This is a genomic window from Streptomyces sp. NPDC051104 (genome assembly GCF_040682835.1).
In the GTDB taxonomy this organism is placed as follows: domain Bacteria; phylum Actinomycetota; class Actinomycetes; order Streptomycetales; family Streptomycetaceae; genus Streptomyces; species Streptomyces cynarae.
In genome coordinates, this window is sequence record NZ_JBFBBS010000061.1 from 1 (window position 1) to 25,949 (window position 25,949).

Consider the following 25,949-nt stretch of genomic DNA (forward strand, 5'->3'; position numbering starts at 1 on the left):
TGGTACTGCAGGGGGGACCCTGTGGGAGAGTAGGACACCGCCGAACAATTCTTGAGAAAACCCCCGTGCTATTCAGCACGGGGGTTTTCTGCGTTCCAGGCCGGCCCCTGAGCAGGGGCCACAAGCGAACCCCTCCGCACCCCGGCGCCAACCCGCCGGGTAAGGTCAGGGGGCATCGTTGGTTCGTTCCCGCAGGAGGCCCCCGGGTGGAGGTCCAGGAGACCCGTGTCCAGACGGACCGCGTCCTCACCATCCCGAACATCCTCAGCATGGCGCGGCTGGTCGGCGTGCCCGTCTTCCTGTGGCTGATCCTCAGGCCCGAGTTCGGCGGGCCGAACAGCGACGGCTGGGCCCTGCTGGTGCTGGTGCTGAGTGGCGTCACTGACTATCTCGACGGCAAGCTCGCCCGGCGCTGGAACCAGATCAGCAGCCTCGGCCGGCTCCTCGACCCCGCCGCCGACCGGCTCTACATCGCCTCGACCCTGCTCGGTCTCACCTGGCGCGGCATTCTGCCTCTTTGGCTGACCGGGGTACTGGTGGCGCGAGAGCTGGTTCTGCTGGTGATGGTGGGCATCCTCAGGCGTCACGGCTATCCGCCGCCTCAGGTGAACTTCCTCGGGAAGGCCGCCACCTTCAACCTTATGTACGCCTTCCCGCTGCTGCTCCTCAGTGACGGAACTGGATGGATCGCGTCACTCGCTGCTATTTTCGGATGGGCGTTCGCCGGATGGGGTACAACGCTCTATTGGTGGGCAGGAGTCCTCTACGTGGTCCAAGTCCGCCGACTTGTCAGGGCGGACGCCGTGGCCGATTCAGCCCACTGATTGCCCGCCGCGCGCGGCTCGATGGCCCGCCCAGGGAAACTGCGGGACAATCTAGACGGGTGAAGTCGGCTGGACCGTCGTCTCTTGGAGGAGGACGCTTCCGACATGAAGGCCGTCGTGATGGCCGGAGGCGAAGGCACGCGCCTTCGCCCCATGACCTCGAGCATGCCCAAGCCGCTCCTGCCGGTGGCCAACAGGCCGATCATGGAGCATGTGCTGCGGCTACTCAAAAGGCATGGGCTCAACGAGACCGTCGTAACCGTGCAGTTCCTGGCTTCACTCGTCAAGAACTACTTCGGTGACGGCGAAGAGCTCGGTATGGAGCTCACATATGCCAACGAGGAGAAGCCACTCGGTACCGCCGGGAGCGTCAAGAACGCCGAGGAAGCACTCAAGGACGACGCGTTCCTGGTGATCTCCGGTGACGCCCTGACCGACTTCGACCTCACCGATCTGATCAATTTCCACAAGGAAAAGGGCGCCCTGGTCACCGTCTGTCTGACGCGTGTGCCCAACCCGCTGGAATTCGGCATCACCATCGTCGACGACGAGGGAAAGGTCGAGCGCTTCCTGGAGAAGCCGACGTGGGGCCAGGTCTTCTCCGACACCGTGAACACGGGCATCTACGTCATGGAGCCCGAGGTCTTCGACTACGTCGAACCCGACGTTCCGGTCGACTGGTCCGGCGATGTCTTCCCGCAGCTGATGAAGGAGGGCAAGCCGGTCTACGGCTATGTCGCCGAGGGCTACTGGGAGGACGTCGGCACCCACGAGAGCTATGTGAAGGCCCAGGCCGACGTCCTTGAGGGCAAGGTCGACGTCGAGATCGACGGCTTCGAGATCTCCCCGGGCGTCTGGGTCGCGGAGGGCGCGGAGGTACACCCCGACGCCGTGCTGCGGGGGCCGCTCTACATCGGTGATTACGCCAAGGTGGAGGCCGGCGCCGAAATACGGGAACACACCGTCGTCGGTTCGAACGTGGTGGTGAAGAGCGGGGCGTTTCTGCACAAGGCCGTCGTCCACGACAACGTGTACATCGGCCAGCACAGCAATCTGCGGGGCTGTGTGGTCGGCAAGAACACCGACATCATGCGAGCGGCCCGGATCGAGGACGGCGCGGTGATCGGCGATGAGTGCCTCATCGGCGAGGAATCCATCGTCCAGGGCAACGTACGGGTGTACCCGTTCAAGACCATCGAGGCCGGTGCCTTCGTCAACACCTCGGTGATCTGGGAGTCCCGCGGACAGGCACACCTCTTCGGCGCCCGCGGTGTGTCCGGCATCCTGAACGTGGAGATCACCCCGGAGCTGGCCGTACGGCTGGCCGGCGCGTATGCCACCACCCTCAAGAAGGGTTCGACGGTCACCACGGCACGTGACCACTCCCGTGGCGCGCGTGCGCTGAAGCGCGCGGTCATCTCGGCGCTCCAGGCCAGCGCCATCGACGTACGGGACCTGGAGAACGTACCGCTGCCCGTGGCTCGGCAGCAGACCGCGCGAGGCAGCGCCGGCGGCATCATGATCCGGACGTCGCCCGGTGTGCCGGACTCCGTCGACATCATGTTCTTCGACGGGCAGGGCGCCGACCTGTCCCAGGCCGGTCAGCGCAAACTTGACCGGGTGTTCGCGCGGCAGGAGTACCGGCGGGCCTTCCCGGGTGAGATCGGGGACCTGTACTTCCCGTCCAGCGTCTTCGACTCGTACACCGGTTCGCTGTTGCGGAGCGTCGACACCACGGGGATCGCCGAGTCGGGCCTCAAGGTCGTCGTGGATGCCTCGAACGGCAGTGCCGGGCTGGTTCTCCCCAGCCTGCTCGGCAAGCTCGGCGTGGACTCCCTGACGATCAACCCCGGACTGGACGAGTCCCGGCCCACCGAGTCCGCGGAAGCGCGGCGGGCGGGGCTGGTGCGGCTCGGTGAGATCGTCGCCTCGTCGGGGGCCGCGTTCGGCGTCAGGTTCGACCCCGTCGGTGAGCGGCTGTCGCTCGTCGACGAGAAGGGACGCATCGTCGAGGACGACCGGGCGCTGCTGGTGATGCTCGATCTCGTGGCCGCCGAGCGGCGCAGCGGGCGGGTGGCGCTGCCGGTGACGACGACGAGGATCGCCGAGCAGGTGGCGGCGTACCACGGGACGCAGGTAGAGTGGACGACCACCTCGCCCGACGACCTCACCCGCGTGGGCCGCGACGAGTCGACGATCTTCGGCGGCGACGGCCGTGGCGGATTCATCGTGCCGGAGTTCAGCAGCGTCTTCGACGGCACGGCCGCGTTCGTACGGCTGATCGGGCTGGTGGCGCGGACCCAGCTCACCCTCAGCCAGATCGACGCGCGGATTCCGCGGGCGCACGTCCTCAAGCGCGATCTCGCGACTCCGTGGGCCGTCAAGGGACTGGTGATGCGCCGGGTCGTGGAGGCTGCAGGCGACCGGTTCGTGGACACGACCGACGGCGTAAGGGTCGTGGAGACCGACGGGCGTTGGGTGCTGGTGCTGCCAGACCCGGCCGAGGCCGTCACCCACTTGTGGGCCGAAGGGCCCGACGACGCCTCCGCGCAGGCCCTTCTGGACGAGTGGTCGACCGTCGTGGACAGCGCCGGACGGTAAAACACGCGGCACGCGCGCGTGCCGGACGAGTGTCCCCCAAGGGGGCCTGTCCGGCACGCGTGTGGGGCCATTCGGAGGTAGCGCGCGCGACGTGCGACGATGTGCGGCATGCCGCAGCCGCCCCCCGTTCGGAGCACACCGACGCGCCCCTCGCGCCCGGACGCCTCCATGTCGTTGCTCACCAACGTCATGGACCACAGCCTCGACGACGGATACGCCCAGGCTGCTGCCCGGAAGGGATCCGAGGGTGCTGCGGGCATGCCCAGAACGGTGCGGGCGAAGCTCGGTCTCGCGGCAGGGCTCGTGCTCGCCGCCCTGGTGGTGACGGTGGGCGCCGCGCAGGCGCGGATCGCCGCGCCGACGGTCGCCAAGGAGCGTCAGGAACTCATCGACCGCATCCAGCGCGAGACCGCCGCCGCGGACAAGCTCGAGGGCACGGTCGACAGGCTGCGCGACGACGTGAGCGCACGGCAGCGCGCGGCCCTGCGGCAGGACGGGAGCGGCGACCCGGCCGACCTGGTGGGGATCCTGTCGGGCGCCGTCGCGGTGCACGGTCCTGGGGTGAAGCTCGTCGTCGACGACGCCAAGGAAGCCACCACGGGTGGCGACGGCAACCCGCGTGAGACCTCGGGGTTCTCCGACACCGGGCGCGTACGCGACCGGGACATGCAGCGCGTCGTCAACGGGCTGTGGGAGTCGGGTGCCGAGGCGATCGCGATCAACGGGCAGCGGCTGACCGCCCTGTCGGCGATCAGGGCCGCGGGTGACGCGATACTGGTGGACAACAGGCCGCTGGTGCCGCCGTACACGGTGCTCGCGGTGGGGGACGGGGCACGGCTCAGCACGCGGTTCCAGAACAGCGCCGACGGGCTCTACCTGCACGCGCTGCAGGACAACTACGGGATCCGGACCGGCATCTCCACCGAGGGTGACATCCGGCTGCCCGCCGCCCCCAGTGTGATCGTACGAACAGCACAACCGAGTACAGAGAAGGGCACATCGTGATCGCGGTACTGGGCCTCGTCGTCGGAGTGGTGGTCGGCCTGTTGGTCCGGCCCGAGGTCCCGGCGGTCGTCGAGCCTTACCTTCCGATTGCCGTCGTGGCGGCGCTGGACGCCGTGTTCGGTGGTCTGCGGGCCATGCTCGACGGCATCTTCGACGACAAGGTCTTCGTGGTGTCGTTCCTGTCCAATGTGGTGGTGGCGGCGCTGATCGTGTTCCTGGGCGACAAGTTGGGCGTCGGCGCGCAGCTGTCCACCGGCGTGGTGGTCGTCCTAGGCATCCGCATCTTCTCCAACGCGGCGGCGATCCGCCGGCATGTTTTCCGGGCGTGAGGCCGATGAGCAACGAGGACGAGACGACCGAGCCGCCGCAGACCTCCGAGCACCGGCTGCGCAGGGAACTGCCCGAGGAGGTGCCGGCCGCGGCCCCCGAGACGTCGGGGACGGCGGACGACGAGCAGGCCACCGGACTGACCGGCCGTCAGCGCCTGGTGCAGGGACTGTGGCCGCCGCGCGTCACCCGTGCCCAACTCATCGTCGCCGTGCTGCTGTTCGGCCTCGGCTTCGGCCTGGCCGTCCAGGTCGCCTCCAACAGCGACGGCAGCAGTGCCCTGCGCGGCGCGCGCCAAGAGGATCTTGTGCGCATCCTCGATGAACTCGACGACCGTACGCAGCGTCTTCAGGACGAGAAGCAGGGTCTCGAGGATCAGCGGGCCGAGTTGGAGAACAGCTCGGACCGGGCCGAGGAGGCCCGCAAGCAGACCGCCGAGAAGGAGAAGCAACTCGGCATCCTGGCGGGCACGGTGGCCGCCGAAGGACCCGGGATCACCATGACGGTCCAGGACACGAAGGGGACGGTCCAGGCGGACATGCTGCTCGACGCGATCCAGGAGCTGCGCGCGGCCGGCGCGGAGGCGATAGAGGTGAACGGCGTACGGGTCGTCGCCGGCACCTACCTGGCGGACGCCGGGAAAGGTGTCAGCGTCGACGGGAACAAGATCACCCAGCCCTACCGTTTCAAGGTCATCGGCAAACCGCAGGACCTCGAACCGGCGCTCAACATCCCCGGAGGCGTGGTGCAGACTCTCGAGAAGGAGCAGGCCATAGTCACCGTGGAGCGTTCCACGAAGATCGTCGTGGACGCCTTGCGAGCGGCGAAGCGGCCTGACTACGCTCGGTCGTCCTCCCAGTGAACCGGGGGTGCATGGAGGCCGTCCGGCAGGGGCATGAGGTTGCGGGGGGTCGGCGCACCGATTGGGTGGTGCGTGGTGGAAACTGTCTGGTGGAAACGGACGTTGTGAGGATGTCCGGGTCGGCCGGTGTATGCAATCAGGGTTCGTCCTGCCCCACGGGCGGGTCTGTTTCGGTCAAGGGGAATCGCCCGTGAAGTTGTTTGCGAAGTTGTTCGGCAAGAGCGCGCGAGAGGGCAGCGACAACGCGACTGCCCGCCATCGCGCACAGCCGGGAGACGCGGAGGGCCAGCGGCCGCTGTTCCGCGATCAGGTCAGTGGTCCGGGTGGTCACATTTCCGGAGGTCAGGGCGCGCCGTATGTTGACCCTGCCGCGTCCGACGGCATAGGTTTCGGGGGCATGTCGGCCCTGGTGTGCACGCGGTGCGGTCACCGCAACGCGGAGAACAGCCGCTTCTGCTCCAACTGCGGTGCGCCGCTGCGGGCCGGGGCGGTCCCGGAGCGTGCGTCGGAGACGACGTCCACGATCTCCATCTCGGGCCTGGAGGCCTACGACGCGGAGGCCACCGGCCAGACGCCGGTGCCGACGCTGTCGCCCGAGGCACAGGCGGCCGTGGAGGCGCTGCCGTTCGGCTCGGCGCTCCTGGTGGTGCGCCGGGGCCCGAACTCGGGCAGCCGCTTCCTGCTGGACAGCGACCTGACCACGGCGGGGCGTCATCCGCAGAGCGACATCTTCCTGGACGACGTGACGGTCTCGCGCCGCCACGTCGAGTTCCGCCGGGGCCCGGACGGCATGTTCACGGTCGCCGACGTCGGCAGCCTCAACGGCACGTACGTCAACCGCGAGCGCATCGACCAGGTCGCGCTCCACAACGGCGACGAGGTGCAGATCGGCAAGTACAGGCTGGTCTTCTACGCGAGCCAGCGGGGCATCTGACCCGCGCGGGGAAGGGTCCATGCTTCACACACCGAGCGGCGGTGCCGACAGCGGCACCGCCGCGGCGGACGGCCGGCTGATGAGCATCGGCACGGTGCTGAACGTGCTGCGAGAGGAGTTCCCCGAAGTCTCCATCTCCAAGATCCGTTTCCTGGAGTCCGAAGGGCTCATCGAGCCGCAGCGGACCTCTTCGGGGTACCGCAAGTTCAGTGCGCGTGACGTCGAGCGGCTCGGCCAGGTGCTGAGGATGCAGCGGGACCACTATCTTCCGCTGAAGGTGATCCGCGAGCACCTGGACGCCCTGGAGCGGGGCGAGGAGGTACGGCTGCCGTCCCTGGGCCGGCCCGGGGAGACCGGCGAGGGCGAGTTGCTCGGAGACCTCCTGGGCGAGCCCGAGAGCCCCGCGGCCGCCCGGATCGGCCGCGAGGAGCTGCTGGCGGCGGCCGGGATCGGTGCCGAGCAGCTTCAGGAGTGGGAGTCGTACGGGCTGCTAGCGCCGCTGCCGGACGGCACGTACGAAGCCGAGGCGATCACCGTGGCCACTCTCGTGGTGGAACTGGGACGGCACGGCATCGAGCCACGTCATCTGCGCGCGGTGAAGGCCGCCGCAGACCGCGAGGCCGGCTTGGTGGACCAGGTGGTGGCCCCGCTGCGCCGCCACCGCAATCCACAGACCAGGGCGCATGCCGAGGCCCGTACGAAGGAGCTCGCGGGGCTCGCGGTGAAACTGCACGCGGCGCTGGTGCAGTCCGCGCTGGGCGTGCGGCTGCCCTGATCCGGGCGTTCGCCGTGGGCGGATCGGCCAGGCGTTCTGTGCCCGACTACCCAAACATCCCGAGCACGGCCTAGGGTTGCTGTGTGAACGAGCTCGATGTCGTAGGTGTCCGGGTCGAGATGCCCTCCAACCAGCCGATCGTGCTCCTGCGTGAAGTGGGAGGCGACCGCTACCTCCCCATCTGGATCGGCCCCGGGGAGGCGACGGCCATCGCGTTCGCCCAGCAGGGCATGGCCCCCGCGCGACCTCTGACGCACGACTTGTTCAAGGACGTGCTGGAGGCCGTCGGGCAGGAGCTCACGGAAGTGCGCATCACGGATCTGCGTGAAGGCGTCTTCTACGCGGAGCTGGTCTTCGCCAGCGGTGTCGAGGTGAGCGCCCGCCCGTCCGACGCCATAGCGCTCGCGCTGCGCACCGGCACGCCGATCTACGGCAGTGACGGGGTGCTGGACGACGCGGGGATCGCCATCCCGGACGAGCAGGAGGACGAGGTCGAGAAGTTCCGCGAGTTCCTCGATCAGATCTCACCGGAGGACTTCGGGACCAGCAACCAGTGACGGTCCCTCCGGGGGTTGGGCCCACGGGCGACGCGGCGCCCGCGGCTTGCCCGTCGTGTCTCTGCGGCGCCGCTCGCGGGGCACGGGCTCGAGCGCGCCGACCGCGGTGTGGGCTTGCGCACTGCGCTGAAGGGGATGGCCCAGGGCACGAAGCCGTGGGGTGCCGGGAGCCGCCAGGACGCGTCTGGCCGTCGGGGTGTGACAAAGAGGCAGGCGGCCGGGGCCGCGGCCCTAGAGGGGCCGCGAGAGCATTCGGCTAGTCTTTCCCCGCGGGAGGGCACGGGAAACCACTCCTAGGGTGATTATCACTCGGCGTGCCGAGTGTGGCGATCGTTGACGCACCCGTGGTGACTGCCTACCGTCGAGAAGGCAGGTCAAGGACGGAGGTCGGCGTGAGAAGCAGCGGCGGCGGTACGGCTGGGGGTGTCCCTGGACGCAGTCTGGGGGAGAGCGGCCCGTACCGGCTTCACGGCAACGCGGCCGGCTCCGCCCCTCAGCGGCCGACGCCCGTGCCGGGCGGCGGAGGGGCGGCTTCCGAGGACATCGGCTATCGCGGTCCCACGGCGTGCGCCGCCGCGGGCATCACCTACCGGCAGTTGGACTACTGGGCCAGGACCGGTCTGGTCGAACCCAGCGTGCGCCCCGCCTACGGGTCGGGGACGCAGCGGTTGTACAGCTTCCGCGATGTCGTCGTCCTGAAGATCGTCAAGCGTTTCCTCGACACCGGAGTGTCCCTGCAGAACATCCGTACCGCGGTCCAGCACCTCAGGGAGCGAGGCTTCCGCGACCTGGAGCGGATGACGCTGATGAGCGACGGTGCGACGGTCTACGAGTGCACGTCCCCGGACGAGGTCCACGCCCTGCTCCAGGGCGGGCAGGGCATCTTCGGCATCGCCGTGGGCGTCGTGTGGCGGGACGTGGAGAACGCGCTGTCGCAGATGCACGGTGAGCGTGTCGACACGGGCGAGACGATCGTGGGCCACAACCCGGCCGACGAGCTGGCGCGGCGGCGCAACCGGGCGGTCTGAGAGGCAGGCCGCGGCAGGGCCGCATTGTCAGTGGTGTAGGGCAGCATCGGAGATGTGAGAACCGCGCCGACCATCCTGCACCTCGACATGGATGCCTTCTACGCCTCGGTGGAGCAGGCGGCCAAGCCGAGCCTGCGCGGGAAGGCCGTGATCGTGGGCGGGCTGGGGCCGCGTGGAGTGGTGGCCACGGCGTCGTACGAGGCACGGGTCTTCGGGGTGCACTCGGCGATGCCCATGGCCCAGGCACGCCGGCTCGCGCCCAACGCCGCGTATCTGGTGCCGCGCTTCGGGATCTACCGCAGGATCAGCGAGCAGGTGATGTCCCTGTTGCGGGGTCTGTCGCCGCTGGTGGAGCCGTTGAGCCTGGACGAGGCCTTCGTGGATCTGGAGGCCGGGGGAGCAGCCTGGGACGAGGAGTCGGCGCGAGGGGTCGGCGTGAAGCTGCGCGCGGACATCCGGACCGCCACCGGGCTGACGGGGTCCGTGGGACTCGCCGCCTCCAAGATGCTCGCCAAGATCGCCTCGGAGCAGGCCAAGCCGGACGGCCTGGTACTGATACGGCCGGGTACCGAGCGCGCGCTGCTCGGTCCGCTGCCGGTGCGCACGCTGCCGGGGGTCGGCCCGGCGACCGGTGACCACCTGCGGCGGGCCGGGATCACCACGATCGACGAGATCGCCGAGGCGGGCGAGGACGAGCTCGTACGGCTGCTCGGCAAGGCGCACGGGCAGGCGCTGTACGCGATGGCGCTGGCGCACGACGAGCGGCCGGTGGTCGCCGAGCGGGAGGCCAAGTCGGTGTCCGTCGAGGACACGTACGACGTCGACATCCACGACCGGCTGCGGATCGGCCTGGAGGTGCAGCGGCTGGCGGACCGGTGTGTGCGCAGGCTGCGGGACGCCGGGTTGTCGGGGCGGACCATCGTGCTGAAGGTGCGGAGATACGACTTCTCCACCCTGACCCGGTCCGAGACCCTGAGGGGGCCCACGGACGATCCCGCGGTGGTGCGGGAGGCGGCGGCGCGGCTGCTGGAGCCCGTGGACACGACCGGCGGGGTACGGCTGCTGGGTGTGGGCGTCAGCGGACTCGCCGACTACACACAGGAGGACCTGTTCGCGCAGGCCCACCTGGCGGCGGCGGAGGCCACGACGGAGGAGAGACCGGAGGCGGAGGAGCCCCTGGCCGAAGAGCCGGCGGCGCCACCCGAGCGGGTCTGGCTCGCGGGGCACGACGTCCGTCATGCCGAGTACGGGCCGGGATGGGTGCAGGGCAGCGGGCTGGGCAGGGTGACCGTACGGTTCGAGACACCGCAGTCGGAGCCGGGCCGGGTCCGCACGTTCAGCGTCGGCGACCCTCAGCTGGAGCCGGCGGACCCGCTGCCCCTGGTGCCCGACGCCTCAGAGATCGCGGAGCGCCCGGCCCCCACGGGCACGGGCGCCTGACACCGGTGAGCAGGCACGGAAGTCTGCCGCCGACCCGTCACGTCTCGTCCGACCCCGCCAAACGGCCGAAGTCACGGTCCGGCGGCGGCGGTGCCGAGACGTCCAGGCCGTAGTGGTGGTAGAGCTGCAGTTCCTGTCCGGGGGACAGGTGGCGGCCGACGCCGAAGTCGGGGGCCTCCTTGATCAGGGCGCGTTCGAAGGGGACGTACAGCGCGCCCTCGACCAGCTCGCTGGGCTCCAGGGGGACGAACGCGTCCCTGCCGAACAGGCCGGTCCGTATGGCCGCCCACTCCGGTGCACCCGTCGCGTCGTCGAGGTACACCTCGTCGACGGTGCCGATCTTGTGGCCATTGCGGTCGAACGCCTTGCGGCCGATCAGATTCCGCGGATCGATGTCGGTCTGCACGGTCCCTCCAACTGGTCGCAACCCATCCGTAAGCACTACGAAAGAGCACATTCGGGAAGGTGGCCACTTGAAGATTCCCGCGCAGGCTGCCGACTCATCCTCGCTGGTAGTCTGGCAAGCGGCCGTTGACCCCGTGCGGGAGAGTCCTCCGGAGCGATCCGGAGGCGCCGAAGGAGCAAATCCTCCCCGGAATCTCTCAGGCCCAGGTACCGCACGGACGAGGTCACTCTGGAAAGCAGGGCGGGTGTCGACGGCTTCCGCTCTCACCGACGGTGAAAGCCGGCGAGCCTTCGGGCGGACCGGTGAAGCTCTCAGGTCGAGATGACAGAGGGGGAGGCCGTCGGGGTACCCGCGCCGTGGTGCCCCTCGAAGGTCGCGTCAGACCAGGAGGCCTCCGCAATGACCGCCCAGCGCATTCCGCTCTCCGAGCTCGAACAGGGCACTCCGTTCGAGCACCGCCACATCGGGCCCGACCAGGAGGCGCGGGCCAAGATGCTCGCGCAGGTCGGCTACGGCTCCCTCGACGAGCTGACCGCCGCCGCGGTGCCCGATGTGATCAAGAACGCCGACGCCCTGGACCTGCCGGGCGCGCGCACCGAGGCCGAGGTGCTGGCCGAGCTGCGCTCCCTCGCCGACCGCAACCAGGTCCTGGACTCCATGATCGGTCTCGGCTACTACGGGACCTTCACGCCCCCGGTGATCCTTCGGAACGTGATGGAGAACCCCGCCTGGTACACCGCGTACACGCCCTACCAGCCGGAGATCTCCCAGGGCCGGCTGGAGGCCCTGCTCAACTTCCAGACCATGGTCGCCGACCTCACCGGCCTGCCGACCTCCGGTGCCTCCCTGCTCGACGAGGGCACGGCCGCCGCCGAGGCCATGGCGCTGTCCCGGCGCATGGGCAAGAACAAGAAGGGCCTGTTCCTGGTCGACGCGGACGCGCTGCCGCAGACCATCGCCGTGATTCAGACCCGCGCCGAGCCCACCGGTGTCGAGGTCGTCGTCGCCGACCTCAGCGCCGGCATCCCGGCCGAGGTCGCCGAGCGGGAGATCAACGGCGTACTGATCCAGTACCCGGGCGCCTCCGGTGCCGTACGCGACATCAAGCCCCTCATCGACCAGGCCCATCAGCTGGGCGCCCTCGTCACCGTCGCCGCCGACCTGCTCGCGCTGACCCTGCTGAAGTCGCCCGGCGAGCTCGGCGCCGACATCGCCGTCGGCACCACCCAGCGCTTCGGCGTCCCGATGGGCTTCGGCGGCCCGCACGCGGGCTACATGGCGGTGCACGAGAAGTTCGCCCGCAGCCTGCCCGGCCGGCTCGTGGGAGTCTCCGTGGACGCCGACGGCCACAGGGCGTACCGGCTCGCCCTGCAGACGCGCGAGCAGCACATCCGCCGCGAGAAGGCGACCAGCAACATCTGCACCGCGCAGGTGCTGCTCGCCGTGATGGCCGGGATGTACGCCGTGTACCACGGGCCCGAGGGCCTGCGGAACATCGCCCGGCGCACCCACCGGTACACCGCGGTCCTCGCCGCGGGCCTGACGGCCGGCGGGGTCGAGGTCGTCCACGGCACCTATTTCGACACCGTCACCGCCCGGGTCCCGGGGCGGGCCGCCGACGTCGTCGCCGCCGCCCGCGAGAACGGCGTCAACCTGCGCCTCGTCGACGCCGACCACGTCTCGGCCGCCTGCGACGAGACCACCGGCCGGGCCCAGCTGCGCGCGGTGTGGACCGCGTTCGGCGTCGGGGGCGACATCGACGCGCTGGACGCCACCATCGAGGACGCGCTCCCGCAGACCCTGCTCCGCAGCGACGACTACCTCACCCACCCGGTGTTCCACCAGCACCGCTCCGAGACCGCGATGCTGCGCTACCTGCGCAGGCTGGCCGACCGTGACTACGCGCTCGACCGCGGCATGATCCCGCTGGGCTCCTGCACCATGAAGCTCAACGCGACCACGGAGATGGAGCCGGTCACCTGGCCCGAGTTCGGTCAGCTGCACCCGTTCGCGCCCGCCGAGCAGGCCCAGGGCTACCTCACGCTCATCCACGAGCTGGAGGAACGTCTCGCCGAGGTCACCGGCTACGACAAGGTCTCCCTCCAGCCCAACGCCGGCTCCCAGGGCGAGCTGGCAGGTCTGCTGGCCGTGCGCGGCTACCACCGCGCCAACGGCGACGACCAGCGCACCGTCTGCCTCATCCCGTCCTCCGCGCACGGCACCAACGCCGCCAGCGCCGTCATGGCCGGGATGAAGGTCGTCGTGGTGAAGACCGCCGAGGACGGCGAGATCGACGTCGAGGACCTGCGGGCCAAGATCGAGCAGTACCGCGACGAGCTGTCGGTACTGATGATCACGTACCCGTCCACGCACGGCGTGTTCGAGGAGCACGTCGCCGACATCTGCGCGGCGGTGCACGAGGCGGGCGGGCAGGTCTACGTCGACGGCGCCAACCTGAACGCGCTGGTCGGCCTGGCCAAGCCGGGCCACTTCGGTGGCGACGTCTCGCACCTGAACCTGCACAAGACGTTCTGCATCCCGCACGGCGGCGGTGGTCCGGGCGTCGGCCCGGTGGCGGTCCGCGAGCACCTGGCGCCGTATCTGCCGAACCACCCGCTGCAGCCCGAGGCCGGTCCGCAGACGGGCGTGGGCCCGATCTCGGCCGCCCCCTGGGGCTCCGCGGGCATCCTGCCGATCTCCTGGGCGTACGTCCGGCTCATGGGCGGCGAAGGCCTCAAGCGCGCCACGCAGGTGGCCGTGCTGTCCGCGAACTACATCGCCAGGCGTCTGGAGCCGCACTACCCGGTCCTCTACACCGGCCCCGGCGGCCTGGTCGCGCACGAGTGCATCATCGACCTGCGGCCGCTGACCAAGGCGACCGGCGTGACCGTGGACGACGTCGCCAAGCGGCTCATCGACTACGGCTTCCACGCGCCGACGATGTCGTTCCCGGTGGCCGGCACGCTGATGATCGAGCCCACCGAGTCGGAGGACCTGGCCGAGCTGGACCGGTTCTGCGACGCGATGATCGCCATCCGTGCGGAGATCGAGAAGGTCGGCTCGGGCGAGTGGCCCGCGGAGGACAACCCGCTGAGCAACGCGCCGCACACGGCGGCGGCGCTGGGCGGGGAGTGGAAGCACGCCTACACCCGTGAGGAGGCCGTCTTCCCGGCCGGTGTGTCGGCCGCGGACAAGTACTGGCCGCCGGTGCGCCGCATCGACCAGGCCTTCGGCGACCGGAACCTGGTCTGCTCCTGCCCGCCGCTGGACGCCTACGAGGAGTGATCACCCTCGGACATGCGTCGGGGCCGGTGCGGAGCGTGTGTCTCCGGCCGGCCCCTCGTGTGTCGGGGCAGCGGATGCCCTGGTGCGCACTCAGGCGGCTGTCATCACCTGGTCGGTGCCCAGCGGGCGGTGCGGGGCGATGATCTGGCCGTCCGGCAGAAGCTCACCGGTGTCCTCGAACAGGAGCACGCCGTTGCACAGCAGGCTCCATCCCTGCTCCGGGTGGTGCACCACGAGACGGGCGGACTCCCGGTCGGCGGATTCGGCGGTCGGGCACGGTGGCTGGTGCTGGCACATGGTGGTGGGGATCTTTCGCTCTGTCGGTATGTGTGAGATGGCTGTCGTGTCTGTCCTGCGGCTCGTGATGTCGCTCATCGCCGCCCCCCGTCGGTGATACGTCGGTCAGGAACCCAGTGTTGCCCCACGGGCGTCGATCCGCAGGGATTTGGCAGCACCGCTCCTCACAGGTTCATGACGCATCCCCCGCCCGGACGGTTCAGCCCGGCCGCACGGTCACTTCGGATGGTTCGCGGTGGCCGGAAGGGGCTAGTCCGTATGGGCCGACCCGCACGTCATCCCTCGTAAGAGCGTGATCGGGCACGAACGAGCGAGGGGGCGGGGGGTGTTCGATGGCCCGAACATGTGCCGTGCCCCGCGGCCGTTTCCGGCGGCGGGGCACGGTGAGAGGAGACCCGGAAGCTAAGCGGGCTGGCCGAGCAGCGGGGTGCGGGTGACCCGGAGGGTCAGGATCGGCAGGAGGTCGGCGACGCGGTGCGGGCGGTGCGCCGCGATGCCGGGCGGCGCCGGGGCGAGCGGTACCAGGAGGTCGTTCGCGGCCGGGTGGCCCGTCGCGCCGTCGGCCGTGCAGTCGCCGTGCAGCCACAGGGTGAGCATGTACAGCTCCGGCACGGACAGCAGCCGGGCCTGGTAGGGCTCGGTCAGCGAGGCTTCCGCCTGGAGCACGGCGCGCTCGGTCGCGGCGACGTACGGGCCCTCGAAGAAGTGCGAGAAGGCCCAGCCGTCGGGCGTCAGCATGGTTTCGGCGGCGGCCACGGCCCGGCCCCCGGAGCGGATGAGGAATCGCCACCCGGCGAGCCGGGTGGCTGATGCGCCGGCCGGGGTGATCCGGTCCAGGACATGGACGGGCAGCGGAAGTTCGGGGGTCGCGGGTCCCTGGGCCGTGCGCAGGGAGGGGGTGGGAGCCTCCCGTACCGCGGTGGGGGAACCGAGTGCCGTGAGGACGGAGCGGAGAGCGGGCGCGGGAGCCGGAGGGACATGCAGCTGCATGGTGGGTCGCCTCTCATTCGACAGGCAAAGGGGCACGAGGGCGCGGTGGGCGGGCGGACGGCGCTGTCAGCTCTCGGGGTCAGAGGGAGGGAAGGGGGTAACCGAGCCCGGACGAATGGCGGCGCTTTGACGACAGGGCCCGAACCGTGAGCGCCAACTCTCTGCCCCGTGCGCAAAGTTTATACGACGCGTGTTCATGCGTTGTTTCATCGGAACGACGCGCTCATGTCGGCAAGGTGATATCCGGTCGGCGATAAGCGGGATACGTCCCGGTCTTGCGCAGCCGTCAGCGGGGCGACCTCGGAATACTTGTCCGTAGCGGTCGGCTGATTCTCGTCGGCGTTTTTCACGACACGGTTGCACCGTGAAACTGCGTCCTGCCCCATGCCTCGTGAATGTGCCCGGCGGTGCGCCGCCTCCAGCGTAGCGGGTGACGGTCGCAACTGGGACGTTATCGATCGCGTTGCCTGGGCATCATCCCCCGTGACCCGGGACAGCAGCGGCCGTAACGTCGGCCTGCCCATCTCAGGAGGGACGCTTCGATGGGAGAGAAGGTCGTGGCAGGGCCGTTCGACCTGTCCGATCGCCAGCACTACCGCGACAAGCTCAGGCAGTGCCTGACGGGACTGGCGCGACTGCTGGAGGAGAAGCGGTTCGATCGCCCCAAGAATCTGATGGGCCTGGAGATCGAGTTGAATCTCGTTGGGCAGGACGGGACTCCGAGAATGATGAACGCCCAGGTTCTGGAAAGGATTGCCAGCCGAGATTTCCAAACAGAACTCGCCATGTTCAACCTCGAGGTCAACATAGCTCCACACAGGTTGGGCGGCCGGGTTTTCGACCGGCTCGCCGAGGAGCTGCGGATCTCGCTCGCCTATGCCGACCGGAAAGCGAACGAGCTGGATGCCTCGATCCTGATGATCGGCATCCTCCCGACGCTCGACCGCGACGACCTGGTCTCCTCGAACCTCTCCGCGGTCGACCGCTACACCCTTCTCAACGACCAGATCGTGGCCGCGCGCGGTGAGGACTTCCGGCTCGACATCGAGGGTGTCGAACGGCTCGAGTGCAGCGCGCGGTCCATCACGCCCGAGGCCGCCTGCACCTCGGTACAGCTGCACCTCCAGGTCACCCCGAACCGCTTCGCGGACCTGTGGAACGCGGCCCAGGCGGTCGCGGCGGTGCAGGTCGCGCTCGGCGCCAACTCTCCGTTCCTGTTCGGACGTGAGCTGTGGCGCGAGTCCCGGCCGCCGCTGTTCCAGCAGTCCACCGACACCCGGCCGCCGGAACTCCAGGCGCAGGGTGTGCGGCCGCGCACCTGGTTCGGGGAGCGCTGGATCACCTCGGCCCAGGACCTGTTCGAGGAGAACCTGCGCTATTTCCCGGCACTGCTGCCGATCTGCGACGAAGAGGAACCCCTGCGCGTCCTGGACGAGGGAGGCGTCCCGAAGCTCTCGGAGCTGGTCCTGCACAACGGCACCATCTACCGCTGGAACCGACCCGTCTACGGCATCGCGGACGGCGTCCCGCATCTGCGAGTGGAGAACCGGGTGCTGCCCGCGGGCCCCACCGTCACCGACGTGATCGCCAACGCGGTCTTCTACTACGGCTTGGTCCGCGCCCTCGCCGAGGAAACGCGGCCGGTGTGGACGCGGATGCCGTTCGAGGCCGCCGCCGCCAACTTCGACGCGGCCTGCCGGTACGGCATCGAGGCACGCCTGCAGTGGCCCAAGCGCGGCCGGTACGGCGGGACCACCGAGGTGGCGGCCGTGGACCTGGTGCGCGACGAGCTGCTGCCGCTCGCCGAGGCGGGACTGGACGCGTGGGGAGTCGAACCCGCCGACCGGGACTTCTACCTCGGAGTGATCGAGGAGCGGTGCCGGCGTCGCGTCAACGGCGCGAGCTGGCAGGCCGCCATGTTCCACCGGGCCCTGGAGCGGGGGCTCGACCGGGACGCCGCGCTGGCCGCGACGACCGTGCGGTACCGCGAGCTGATGCACGCCGGAGAGCCGGTCCACACCTGGCCGGTCGGATTACCGGAACCGGCGGGCGTGAGGTGAGTGATCCCGTGCGGCCGGGCTGACCGGCCGCACGGTCACCTTGGTCCGTCTCCCCTGACGAGCAGCCCCTCCCTGTTGAGCCCCGTGCCCATACACAGCCGTATGGCAGAAGATGGGGACGAGGGGGGATCGCTCAATTGGAGGCGGAGTGCGGGTGGAGGCAGGGTCGGTGGCCGATTCCTTTACGGCGGAAGGACCGACGCGACGGATTTTCCGTGCCGAGACGCTGCTGGTGCTGGGGCTCTCGCTCGGGGCGAGCGGGGTCTCCGCGCTGATCAGCTTTGTGGGATCGGTCACCAAACCCGGCGGGCTCAAGGACCAGGCGGCCACCATGAACGCCTCGGCCGCGCCCGGCCGCCCCTGGCTCGATCTCGCCTGGCAGCTCTTCGGGATCGCCACCGCGCTGGTCCCGGTGGCGCTGGTCGCGCACTTCCTGCTGCGGGAGGGCGCGTCGCTGCGCACGCTCGGCTTCGACCGGAGGAGGCCGTGGCCGGACGTCGGGCGCGGGGCGGCGATCGCGGCGGTGATCGGCTCCACGGGCATCGCCTTCTACCTGGCCGCCCGAGGGCTGGGCGCCAATCTGACGGTGGTGCCCGAGGCGCTGCCGAACGTGTGGTGGAAGTTCCCCGTACTGATCCTGTCGGCGGTGCAGAACGCCGTCCTCGAAGAGGTCATCGTCGTCGGCTATCTGCTGCGCCGGCTGGGCCAGTTGGGCTGGACCCCCGGCACCGCCCTGGTGGCCAGCTCGGTGCTGCGCGGCTCCTACCACCTCTACCAGGGCATCGGCGGCTTCTTCGGCAACATGGTGATGGGCGTGGTTTTCGTCTACCTGTACCGGCGCTGGGGGCGGGTCGGCCCCCTGGTGGTGGCCCACTCACTGCTCGACATCGGGGCGTTCGTGGGGTACGCGCTGCTGGCGGGGAAGGTGGGCTGGCTGCCGACGGCGTGAACCGGCCGGGCAGGGGCGCACGAGGGCGCCGCGAGCCCCTGGTGTGCCGTTACGCGAGCAGTTTGCCCTCGATGACGGTGACCGCGTGGCCGGTGAGCAGGGTGCGGTCGCCGCGGAGTTCGGTGCGGACGCGGCCGGAGCGCGGGGAGGCCTGCAGCCCGGTGAGGTCGGGGCGGCCGAGGCGCTCGGACCAGTAGGGGGCGAGGGCGGTGTGGGCGCTGCCGGTGACCGGGTCCTCGTCGATGCCCACGTTCGGGAAGAAGCAGCGCGAGACGAAGTCGTACCCGCGGGAGGGGTCCTCGGCGCGGGCGGTGGCGATGATGCCGCGCCGTGAGTGGCGGGCGAGCGCCCGGAGATCCGGGGCGAGGCCGAGGACCGTCTTCTCGTTTGCGAGCTCGAGGACCAGGTCACCGACGCCCGGCCCGGTGTCGACGGCGGTGCGGGGCTGGGCGCCGAGGGCCTCGGCCACGCCGTCGGGGATCTCGACGCGGGTGAGCGGCGCGGTGGGGAAGTCCAGAGTGACCGAACCGTCCTCGTGAGGCGCGGCGCGGAGGACACCGCTGCGGGTGGCGAACCGAACGGGGCCCTCGTGGGCGCCCGTGGTGTGCAGGACGTGGGCGGTGGCCAGGGTCGCGTGGCCGCAGAGGGCGACCTCGGTGGTGGGGGTGAACCAGCGCAGCGCCCAGTCGGCCTCGCCTCCGTCGGGCAGACGGTGTGCGAAGGCGGTCTCGGCGTGGTTGACCTCGCGGGCCACGTTCTGGAGCCAGTCGTCGTCCGGGAAGGAGTCGAGGAGGAGGACACCGGCCGGGTTGCCGACGAAGGGGCGGTCGGTGAAGGCGTCGACGATACGAATCCGCATGGGCCGACGCTAGAGGCCCGCGGTCAGGGCGGGCCAAGGCCAATTCGGGGCGGCTGGACTGGTGTCGGCGGTCGGCGGTCGGCGGTCGGCGGTCGGCGGTCGGCGGCAGGCGGCGGGCGGCCGGCGGCCCGGCCGGGCGGCCCGGACCCCGGCTTCTGTCCGAGCTTCGGAGGGCCTTGTCATGCGAACAGTCCCGATATATCGTTGAAGCATCGCGACAGATCAACGATGGAATGGAGTGGTCGGGATGGGTTCCCATGGACCGGACTTCGGATACGAGCGACACGGACACCACGGCGGCGCCGGCCACCACATGAGGGGCGGCTTCGACGGTCGGCGGGGAGCCTTCGGACCCTTCGGGCCGGGCGGACCCGGTGGCCCCGGCTTCGGTGGGCCGGGCTTCTTCGGCCCGGGCGGCCCGTGGGGCGGGCGCGGCCGGGGCGGACCGCGGGGCAGGGCGCGGCGCGGCGACGTACGCGCGTCGATCCTGGCACTTCTCAAGGACCGGCCCATGCACGGCTACGAGATGATCCAGGAGATCGCCGAGCGCAGCGGCGGGGCTTGGAAGCCCAGCCCGGGCTCGGTCTACCCCACGCTCCAGCTGCTGGAGGACGAGGGTCTGATCACCAGTGAGAGCGAGGGAGGCAAGAAGCTCTTCTCGCTCACCGAGCCGGGTCGCGCCGCGGCCGACGAGGGCCCCGACGCCCCCTGGGAGGAGGCCTCGCGCGGTGTCGACTGGGAGGCGCTGCACGAGATCCGGCAGGCCGGCGTCGGTCTGATGGAGGCGTTCGGCCAGGTCTGGAAGACCGGTGACAAGGACCAGCGCGACAAGGCCCTCGCGGTCATCAACGAGGCCCGCAAAAAGCTGTACCTGATCCTCGCCGACGAGCACTGACGGCGCGGTGAGGTGAGGGCGCCCCGCGTCACCGCGTCCGCGGGGCGCCTTCGCGTCGGCGTACGTACCGTCAGGACACCAGTGCGCCCAGCCTGCGCAGCGACTCGTTCAGCGTGGCCGTCGCCGAGTCCTTCAGCTTGCCCGCCATGAGGGACACCGCCGCGCCGGTGAACTCCCCGTCGATGCGCACCGAGGTGGCCTCGCCGTCGGGTGTCGGTGTGCAACGGGTGACGAGGTCCACGGCCATCGGGCCCTTGCCGCGGATGGACAGCACGCGCTCCGGGCGCAGTTCGTCGATGGTCCAGGTGACCTCGGCCGGGAAGCCCATGAGCTTCATGTTCTCCTCGAAGGTTCCGCCCACCGCGGGGGTTTCGGGACCGCCCTTCGGGAAGCCGGTGTGGGTCGCGTTCCACTCGCCGTACGCCGACCAGTCCGTGAGCGCGGCCCACACCTTCCCGGCGGGGGCCTCGATGCGAACTTCCGCGCTGACCTCGGCCATGCGGCCACCCCTTCGCGTCGGCTGCTGCGCCGGGCGCAGCCGTGGTGTCGCGGAACGTAGTCGCAGGCTCTGCGACATTCAATACTGATGAACAGTCAGAAATGGTGGGCGCCGATCCCGCACCGGCCACGGGCGGGGCGATGCGCGGCCCCTGAGCGGAAAGGGCGCGATGTCATCCGTAAGGAGGAGAACCGGGTCAGCCATGCCCAACCTGTGTCGGACGCGCAAATGCTGCCAGCCGAGGATGACTCGGACCGCTGGGACTGATGGGGTGGAGGACGTGCCACCCCGTCATGTCCAGCGACCGGCCGCCGAATGCGGCACGCACGAGTCCCACCCCGATGCCAGGGTCACCTCGGAGCTGGCAGCGGTGCTTTCCGGCGCCCGCAGGAGGGCGCTGCGTGATGGGGACCGGGGGATCGACACCGCCCATCTGCTGCACACGCTGCTGGAGTCCGACCCCGAGGTGCGCGCCGTCTTCGACGGGCCGCAGGTCGCCCGGCTGCTCGGCTACCTCGTCCAGCGCGCGATCGGCTACGGCCTGCGCTGGCAGACCACCGTCGAGGACTCGGGCGCGGTGCCGGTGCTGAAGGAGCCGGACGGCTGGTCGCCCGCCGCGGCCACCGCCCTCGGGACGGCGTACGGGCGTGCTGCCGGGCGTGGCGACGTATGCGCACGCGGGCTGGACCTGCTCGCGGCGATGGTCGCGGACCCCGAATCGCGCGCCGTCGAGGTCCTCGGCCGCGCGGGCGTCGACGTAAGGGTGCTGGCGGATGGGATCGAGGCGGCGGGCGCGGTTCCGTCCAGTCGCTGAGACAGGAGCTATTGATGGTGACGCTCATGTCGTCTCCTGCCATCATGTGCCGGTGCATACGTCTCAGGGCAGTGAGAGCAACCGTGGCAGAGGCGTCGGGCTGGGGCTCGCGCTCGCGTCGGCGGTCGCCTTCGGTGGGTCGGGTGTCGCGGCCAAGCCGCTGATCCAGGCGGGGCTCGACCCTCTGCACGTGGTGTGGCTGCGGGTCACGGGCGCGGCGCTCCTGATGCTGCCGCTCTCCGTACGCCACCGCGCCCTGCTGGGCCGCCGCCCCGCCCTGCTCGCCGGGTTCGGGCTGCTGGCCGTCGCCGGCGTCCAGGCCTGCTACTTCGCCGCGCTGTCCCGGATACCCGTCGGTGTCGCCCTGCTCATCGAGTACCTGGCGCCCGCGCTCGTCCTCGGCTGGGTGCGCTTCGTGCAGCGGCGGCCGGTGACGCGTGCCGCGGCGGTCGGTGTGGTCCTCGCGGTCGGCGGGCTCGCCTGCGTCGTCGAGGTGTGGTCGGGGCTGGGCTTCGACCCGCTCGGGATACTGCTCGCGCTCGGCGCCGCCTGCTGCCAGGTCGGCTACTTCGTCCTGTCCGACCAGGGCAGCGAGGCGGGGGACCAGGCCCCCGACCCGCTCGGCGTCATCGCGTTCGGACTGCTCGTCGGGGCCGCCGTGCTCACCGTCGTCGCGCGTCCCTGGACCATGGACTGGCCGGTGCTCACCGGCACCGCGGACATGAACGGCACGCGTGTCCCGGCCGTCCTCCTCCTGGCCTGGATCGTGCTCGTCGCCACGGTCCTCGCCTACGTCACCGGCGTGCTGTCCGTACGCCGGCTCTCGCCCCAGGTCGCGGGCGTGGTGGCCTGCCTCGAAGCGGTCATCGCCACCGTGCTGGCCTGGGTGCTGCTCGGCGAGCACCTCTCGGCGCCGCAGATCATCGGCGGTGCGGTGGTCCTGGTGGGCGCGTTCATCGCCCAGTCCTCGGCGCCCGTGCAGGGCTCGGCGGAGCCGGTCGCGAGCGCGGACGAGGAAGAGGAAAGTGAGTTGTCGGCCCGCGAAGCCGCCGCCTAGGGTACGGATCATGCATTCGGACGCACTCGTTCTTCCGCCTCCGGCCGCCTGAGGCGGGCCCTCCGGAATCCGCGCCCGGCCCACCGCCGGGCGCAGCGGTGTGCTGCCCGCAGAAGAAGTCCACGGACCCGGCGCATGACGGGTCCCCTGCCGAACTTCTGCACCTCTGCGGAGACAACTCGTGTCGAATGCTGCCTCCGGCCTGCCCGTCGGGCGAGGCATTCTCTACCTGATCGTCGCCGGTACCGCCTGGGGTACCGCGGGCGCGGCCGCGTCCCTGGTCTACCGGGCCAGTGATATGGGCCCTGTCGCCCTGTCCTTCTGGCGATGCTCGGCCGGCTCGTGCTCCTGGTCGCCGCCCGTGTGATGCGCCCGCGTGCGGCCCGCACCGCCGCATCCGGGCCGCTCGGCCGCAGGGCGCTGCGGGCCTGTGCCACCGGGCTCGGGCTCGCCGTCTTCCAGACCGCCTACTTCGCGGCCGTCTCCGCCACCGGGCTCGCGGTGGCGACCGTCGTCACCCTCGGCGCCGGGCCCGTCCTGATCGCCCTCGGCGCCCGCCTCACCCTGGGGGAGCGGCTCGGGGGCGGCGGGGTCGCCGCCGTCGCCGGGGCGCTCGCCGGGCGGGGGGTGCTCGTGCTCGGCGGTGGTGGCGCGACCGTGCGCCCATGGGGTGTGCTGCTCGCGGTCGTGTCGGCGGCCCGGCTACAGCGTCATGACGCTGCTCACCCGATGGTGGGGGCGCGACGGCGCGGCCGACGGGTCCGCCACGACCGTGTCGGCGTTCGCGGTCACCAGTCTGTGCCTGCTGCCGTTCGCACTGGACGAGGGACTCCTCCCGCACGCCGCCCACCCCGCCGTGCTGGTGGGGCTGTTGGCGTACATCGCGGCGGTGCCCACGGCCCTGGCCTACGCCCTCTATTTCGCGGGCGCGGCTGTCGTACGGTCCGCCACCGTTTCCGTGATCATGCTGCTCGAGCCGGCCGGCGCGGCCGTCCTGGCCATCGCGCTGCTCGGTGAGCGGCTCACGGCGGCGACGCTCGTCGGCACGGCACTGATGCTCGGCTCGGTCGCGGGGCTCGCGCTCGCGGAGGCTCGCGGGGCTCGGGCGCGGCGGGACGAACCGGTCCTCGTATGACGGGGGTGCGGAACCTTCCCGGGGTCCAAGGATTCCGGCAAGGTTCCGCGCCCCTACGGCATCCGCGCCCGTACGGCATCCGCGCCCGTACGGCATCCTCAGAGGGCCGCCAGGTAGTCCGGCACGCCGGTGCCGGGTGCCAGGCCGGCGTCCGGGAGCGGGGTGCCGTACTTCCTGCGGACCGGGACCACGCCGGCCCAGTGGGGGAGCGAGAGGTCCTCGGGCTCGTCGTTCGCGCCGCCGGTGCGGAGCTTGGCGGAGACCTCGTCCAGGTCGAGGCGGATCACGGCGGTGGCGGCCAGCTCCTTCTTGTTGGCGGGCCGGGAGTCGCGTGAGCGGCCCGGCACCACGTGGTCGACCAGTGCGTCCAGGGCCGTCCGCTTCTCCTCGGGGTCGGTGACCTGGTGGGCGATGCCGTGCACCACCACGGAGCGGTAGTTGATCGAGTGGTGGAAGGCCGAGCGGGCCAGGACCAGGCCGTCGACGTGCGTCACCGTCAGACAGACCGGAAGCCCCGGGTCGGCCTCGCCGGTCATCCGCAGCGGGCGCGAGCCGGTCGAACCGTGGACGTACAGCCGCTCGCCGACCCGGCCGTACAGCGTGGGGAGCACGACCGGCGCGCCGTCGCGGACGAACCCGAGGTGGCAGACGTAACCCTCGTCGAGTATCGCGTGCACCAGTTCCTTGTCGTACGAGGCACGCTCCGCGGAGCGCGTGGGGACGGTGCGGTCGGTCGGGGTGTAGGCGGCGGGCCGCGGTGTCGGCTGCTGGGTCCCCTGCATGTGCGCCCCCTGCATGTGCGTCCTCCATTGAACTAGTGCATAATCTGCTTTGTGCTAGGAGGATATCGGTTCACAGGGCGGCGCGCAGCGGAGATCGCGGCCGGCGTCGAGCGTGCGGTCGGTACCGGTGAGCTGGAGCCGGGTCAACTGCTCCCGCCGCAACGGGAGTTGGCCGTGGAGTTGGGCGTCAACCCGAACACCGTCGCGGCCGCGTACCGCATCCTGCGGGAGCGCGGCGTCATCGAGACCGCCGGACGCCGCGGCAGCCGGGTACGGCCCGCGCCGGCCACGACGGGCCGGGACCACATCCGTGTGGACGTGCCCGAAGGCGTACGCGACGTGTCGAGCGGCAACCCGGATCCGGCGCTGCTGCCCTCGCTGGCGGAGGCGTTCGCGGCGGCCGCCGCCGAGGGCGACCGCGCACCGGTGCTGTACGGCGACATCGCCGTGGAACCGGAGCTTGCGCGCCTCGCGCGGGCCGCCCTGGACGCCGACGGGGTGCCGGACGGCCCGCTCGCCGTCGTCTCCGGATCGCTCGACGCCGTCGAACGGGTGCTCGCCGCCCATCTGAAGACCGGGGACGCCGTCGCCGTCGAGGACCCCGGCTGGGGCAGGACCCTCGACCTCGTGCCGGCGCTCGGGCTGCGCACGGTTCCCGTCGGCGTCGACGACGAGGGGCCGTTGCCCGGCGCCGTACGCGCCGCCCTGGAGGCCGGCGCGCGCGCCCTCATCGTCACGGACCGGGCGCAGAACCCGACCGGCGCCGCGGTGAGCGCCCCTCGCGCGCGTGCCCTGCGTTCCGTGCTGCGGGACCATCCGGGGGCCCTGCTGATCGAGGACGACCACGGCCACGGGATCGTCGACGTGCCCCTCCACCCCCTCGCCGGGGTCACCCGGCACTGGGCCCTCGTCCGCTCGGTCGCCAAGGCGTATGGCCCCGACCTGCGGCTCGCGGTGCTCACCGGGGACACCGTCACCGTCGACCGGGTGCGCGGGAGGCAGCGGCTCGGGCCCGGGTGGGTGAGCCGGTTCGTGCAGCGGGCGGTGGTCCGTCTGTGGACGGACGACGCGGTGGACGCGCGGGCGGTCGCCGCGGAGTACGGGCGGCGCCGCGGCGCGCTGATCGACGCGCTCGCCGAGCGCGGTGTCACGGCCCACGGCGTCACCGGCATGAACGTGTGGGTGCCGGTGCCCGACGAGACCGGCGCGGTCGCCCGGTTGCTGCACGCCGGATGGGCCGTCGCGCCCGGCGCCCGCTTCCGGCTGAGCGCGCCGCCCGGCATCCGGATCACCGCCTCGACCCTGACCGCGCACGACACCGGGCCCCTGGCGGACGCGGTCGCCTCCGCCGTGCGTCCGGCTCCTGCGCGGAGCTACGTCTAGGCGTGGCGGCGATCCTGAGCGGTCGATGACGACACCCTTGTCGTTGCGGAACGCTTCCGAGTGGTCGAGCACGACGACTCGGGTGACAGACCCTAGTCCCGTTCTTCGCACATGGTTTTCTGATGCCCGCCGGTGACCGGCGCTGGGCTGGCTCGTTGGTTGCGGTATGGCTGTCATATCGGGTC

The 25,949-nt window shown here is 70.8% G+C and carries 23 protein-coding genes, 1 pseudogene and 1 riboswitch; of the genes and pseudogenes, 18 read left to right on the top strand and 6 right to left on the bottom strand.

The window, feature by feature from the left end; translation table 11 throughout:
* The first annotated feature begins 206 nt into the window (after positions 1-206).
* The 10 genes from AB0N14_RS36930 to AB0N14_RS36975 all read left to right on the top strand — a co-directional run bounded on the left by AB0N14_RS36930 (position 207) and on the right by AB0N14_RS36975 (position 10,353).
* Entirely contained in the window at positions 207-824 is a 618-nt protein-coding gene (locus AB0N14_RS36930) for a CDP-alcohol phosphatidyltransferase family protein (RefSeq protein WP_366030092.1), read from the top strand.
* Positions 825-929: 105 nt separating this feature from the next.
* The gene (locus AB0N14_RS36935) at positions 930-3,425 is read left to right on the top strand and encodes a mannose-1-phosphate guanyltransferase (protein ID WP_366030093.1); all 2,496 of its coding nucleotides are present in this window, start codon (positions 930-932) and stop codon (positions 3,423-3,425) included.
* 108 nt (positions 3,426-3,533) lie between these two features.
* Positions 3,534-4,430, top strand: coding sequence for a DUF881 domain-containing protein (locus AB0N14_RS36940; protein ID WP_366030094.1), 897 nt, complete (start codon positions 3,534-3,536; stop codon positions 4,428-4,430).
* On the top strand, positions 4,427-4,759 hold the full coding sequence (locus tag AB0N14_RS36945) for a small basic family protein (protein WP_019708255.1): 333 nt from the start codon (positions 4,427-4,429) through the stop codon (positions 4,757-4,759). Before AB0N14_RS36940 ends, AB0N14_RS36945 begins: the two co-directional genes overlap by 4 nt.
* Before the next feature lie 5 nt (positions 4,760-4,764).
* Complete coding sequence (locus tag AB0N14_RS36950) at positions 4,765-5,619, top strand: DUF881 domain-containing protein (protein WP_366030095.1); 855 nt, start codon at positions 4,765-4,767, stop codon at positions 5,617-5,619.
* A gap of 61 nt (positions 5,620-5,680) precedes the next feature.
* On the top strand, positions 5,681-6,553 hold the full coding sequence (locus AB0N14_RS36955; RefSeq protein ID WP_366030096.1) for an FHA domain-containing protein: 873 nt from the start codon (positions 5,681-5,683) through the stop codon (positions 6,551-6,553).
* 19 nt (positions 6,554-6,572) lie between these two features.
* On the top strand, positions 6,573-7,328 hold the full coding sequence (locus tag AB0N14_RS36960; RefSeq protein ID WP_366030097.1) for a MerR family transcriptional regulator: 756 nt from the start codon (positions 6,573-6,575) through the stop codon (positions 7,326-7,328).
* A gap of 83 nt (positions 7,329-7,411) precedes the next feature.
* Positions 7,412-7,885, top strand: a complete 474-nt coding sequence (locus tag AB0N14_RS36965; protein ID WP_067026588.1) for a bifunctional nuclease family protein — start codon at positions 7,412-7,414, stop codon at positions 7,883-7,885.
* A 392-nt stretch (positions 7,886-8,277) separates the two neighbouring features.
* Positions 8,278-8,913, top strand: coding sequence for a MerR family transcriptional regulator (locus AB0N14_RS36970; protein WP_366030098.1), 636 nt, complete (start codon positions 8,278-8,280; stop codon positions 8,911-8,913).
* A gap of 54 nt (positions 8,914-8,967) precedes the next feature.
* Entirely contained in the window at positions 8,968-10,353 is a 1,386-nt protein-coding gene (locus AB0N14_RS36975; RefSeq protein WP_366030099.1) for a DNA polymerase IV, read from the top strand.
* A gap of 37 nt (positions 10,354-10,390) precedes the next feature.
* On the opposite strand, the gene AB0N14_RS36980 is transcribed toward AB0N14_RS36975, so the two are convergent.
* Positions 10,391-10,759 (bottom strand): PRC-barrel domain-containing protein, encoded by a 369-nt coding sequence (locus tag AB0N14_RS36980; RefSeq protein WP_366030100.1) that lies wholly within the window; start codon positions 10,757-10,759, stop codon positions 10,391-10,393.
* Positions 10,760-10,885: 126 nt separating this feature from the next.
* Positions 10,886-10,981, top strand: a riboswitch (glycine riboswitch).
* 177 nt (positions 10,982-11,158) lie between these two features.
* Between AB0N14_RS36980 and gcvP the strand changes: the two genes are divergently transcribed.
* The gene (gene gcvP / locus AB0N14_RS36985) at positions 11,159-14,044 is read left to right on the top strand and encodes an aminomethyl-transferring glycine dehydrogenase (RefSeq protein WP_366030102.1); all 2,886 of its coding nucleotides are present in this window, start codon (positions 11,159-11,161) and stop codon (positions 14,042-14,044) included.
* A gap of 90 nt (positions 14,045-14,134) precedes the next feature.
* On the opposite strand, the gene AB0N14_RS36990 is transcribed toward gcvP, so the two are convergent.
* Positions 14,135-14,341 carry a DUF5999 family protein gene (locus AB0N14_RS36990; protein ID WP_366030103.1) on the bottom strand — a complete coding sequence of 69 codons (207 nt, stop codon included), beginning with the start codon at positions 14,339-14,341 and terminating at the stop codon, positions 14,135-14,137.
* 402 nt (positions 14,342-14,743) lie between these two features.
* Positions 14,744-15,331, bottom strand: a complete 588-nt coding sequence (locus AB0N14_RS36995) for a hypothetical protein (protein WP_366030104.1) — start codon at positions 15,329-15,331, stop codon at positions 14,744-14,746.
* 542 nt (positions 15,332-15,873) lie between these two features.
* Between AB0N14_RS36995 and AB0N14_RS37000 the strand changes: the two genes are divergently transcribed.
* Positions 15,874-17,391 (top strand): glutamate-cysteine ligase family protein, encoded by a 1,518-nt coding sequence (locus AB0N14_RS37000; RefSeq protein ID WP_366030105.1) that lies wholly within the window; start codon positions 15,874-15,876, stop codon positions 17,389-17,391.
* Positions 17,392-17,539: 148 nt separating this feature from the next.
* Positions 17,540-18,340, top strand: coding sequence for a type II CAAX endopeptidase family protein (locus tag AB0N14_RS37005; protein ID WP_366030106.1), 801 nt, complete (start codon positions 17,540-17,542; stop codon positions 18,338-18,340).
* A gap of 49 nt (positions 18,341-18,389) precedes the next feature.
* Here the strand turns inward: AB0N14_RS37005 and AB0N14_RS37010 are convergent, their stop codons facing one another.
* Positions 18,390-19,199: a PhzF family phenazine biosynthesis protein gene (locus AB0N14_RS37010; RefSeq protein ID WP_366030107.1), complete on the bottom strand. Its 810-nt coding sequence runs from the start codon at positions 19,197-19,199 to the stop codon at positions 18,390-18,392.
* Positions 19,200-19,446: 247 nt separating this feature from the next.
* Here AB0N14_RS37010 and AB0N14_RS37015 point away from each other — a divergent pair, with 247 nt between their 5' ends.
* Positions 19,447-20,094 (top strand): PadR family transcriptional regulator, encoded by a 648-nt coding sequence (locus AB0N14_RS37015; protein WP_366030108.1) that lies wholly within the window; start codon positions 19,447-19,449, stop codon positions 20,092-20,094.
* Positions 20,095-20,164: 70 nt separating this feature from the next.
* Here the strand turns inward: AB0N14_RS37015 and AB0N14_RS37020 are convergent, their stop codons facing one another.
* The gene (locus tag AB0N14_RS37020; RefSeq protein ID WP_366030109.1) at positions 20,165-20,593 is read right to left on the bottom strand and encodes an SRPBCC family protein; all 429 of its coding nucleotides are present in this window, start codon (positions 20,591-20,593) and stop codon (positions 20,165-20,167) included.
* Between the two features lie 280 nt (positions 20,594-20,873).
* Between AB0N14_RS37020 and AB0N14_RS37025 the strand changes: the two genes are divergently transcribed.
* From AB0N14_RS37025 to AB0N14_RS37035, 3 genes and pseudogenes are all read left to right on the top strand, one after another.
* Positions 20,874-21,407, top strand: coding sequence for a Clp protease N-terminal domain-containing protein (locus AB0N14_RS37025; RefSeq protein ID WP_366030110.1), 534 nt, complete (start codon positions 20,874-20,876; stop codon positions 21,405-21,407).
* Between the two features lie 46 nt (positions 21,408-21,453).
* Positions 21,454-22,464: an EamA family transporter gene (locus AB0N14_RS37030; protein ID WP_366030111.1), complete on the top strand. Its 1,011-nt coding sequence runs from the start codon at positions 21,454-21,456 to the stop codon at positions 22,462-22,464.
* A gap of 181 nt (positions 22,465-22,645) precedes the next feature.
* Positions 22,646-23,599 (top strand): annotated as a pseudogene (locus AB0N14_RS37035) (EamA family transporter).
* 98 nt (positions 23,600-23,697) lie between these two features.
* On the opposite strand, the gene AB0N14_RS37040 reads toward AB0N14_RS37035, so the two are convergent.
* Complete coding sequence (locus tag AB0N14_RS37040) at positions 23,698-24,381, bottom strand: pyridoxamine 5'-phosphate oxidase family protein (RefSeq protein WP_366030114.1); 684 nt, start codon at positions 24,379-24,381, stop codon at positions 23,698-23,700.
* 51 nt (positions 24,382-24,432) lie between these two features.
* Here AB0N14_RS37040 and AB0N14_RS37045 point away from each other — a divergent pair, with 51 nt between their 5' ends.
* The gene (locus AB0N14_RS37045; protein WP_366030113.1) at positions 24,433-25,764 is read left to right on the top strand and encodes an aminotransferase class I/II-fold pyridoxal phosphate-dependent enzyme; all 1,332 of its coding nucleotides are present in this window, start codon (positions 24,433-24,435) and stop codon (positions 25,762-25,764) included.
* The last annotated feature ends 185 nt before the right edge of the window (positions 25,765-25,949 follow it).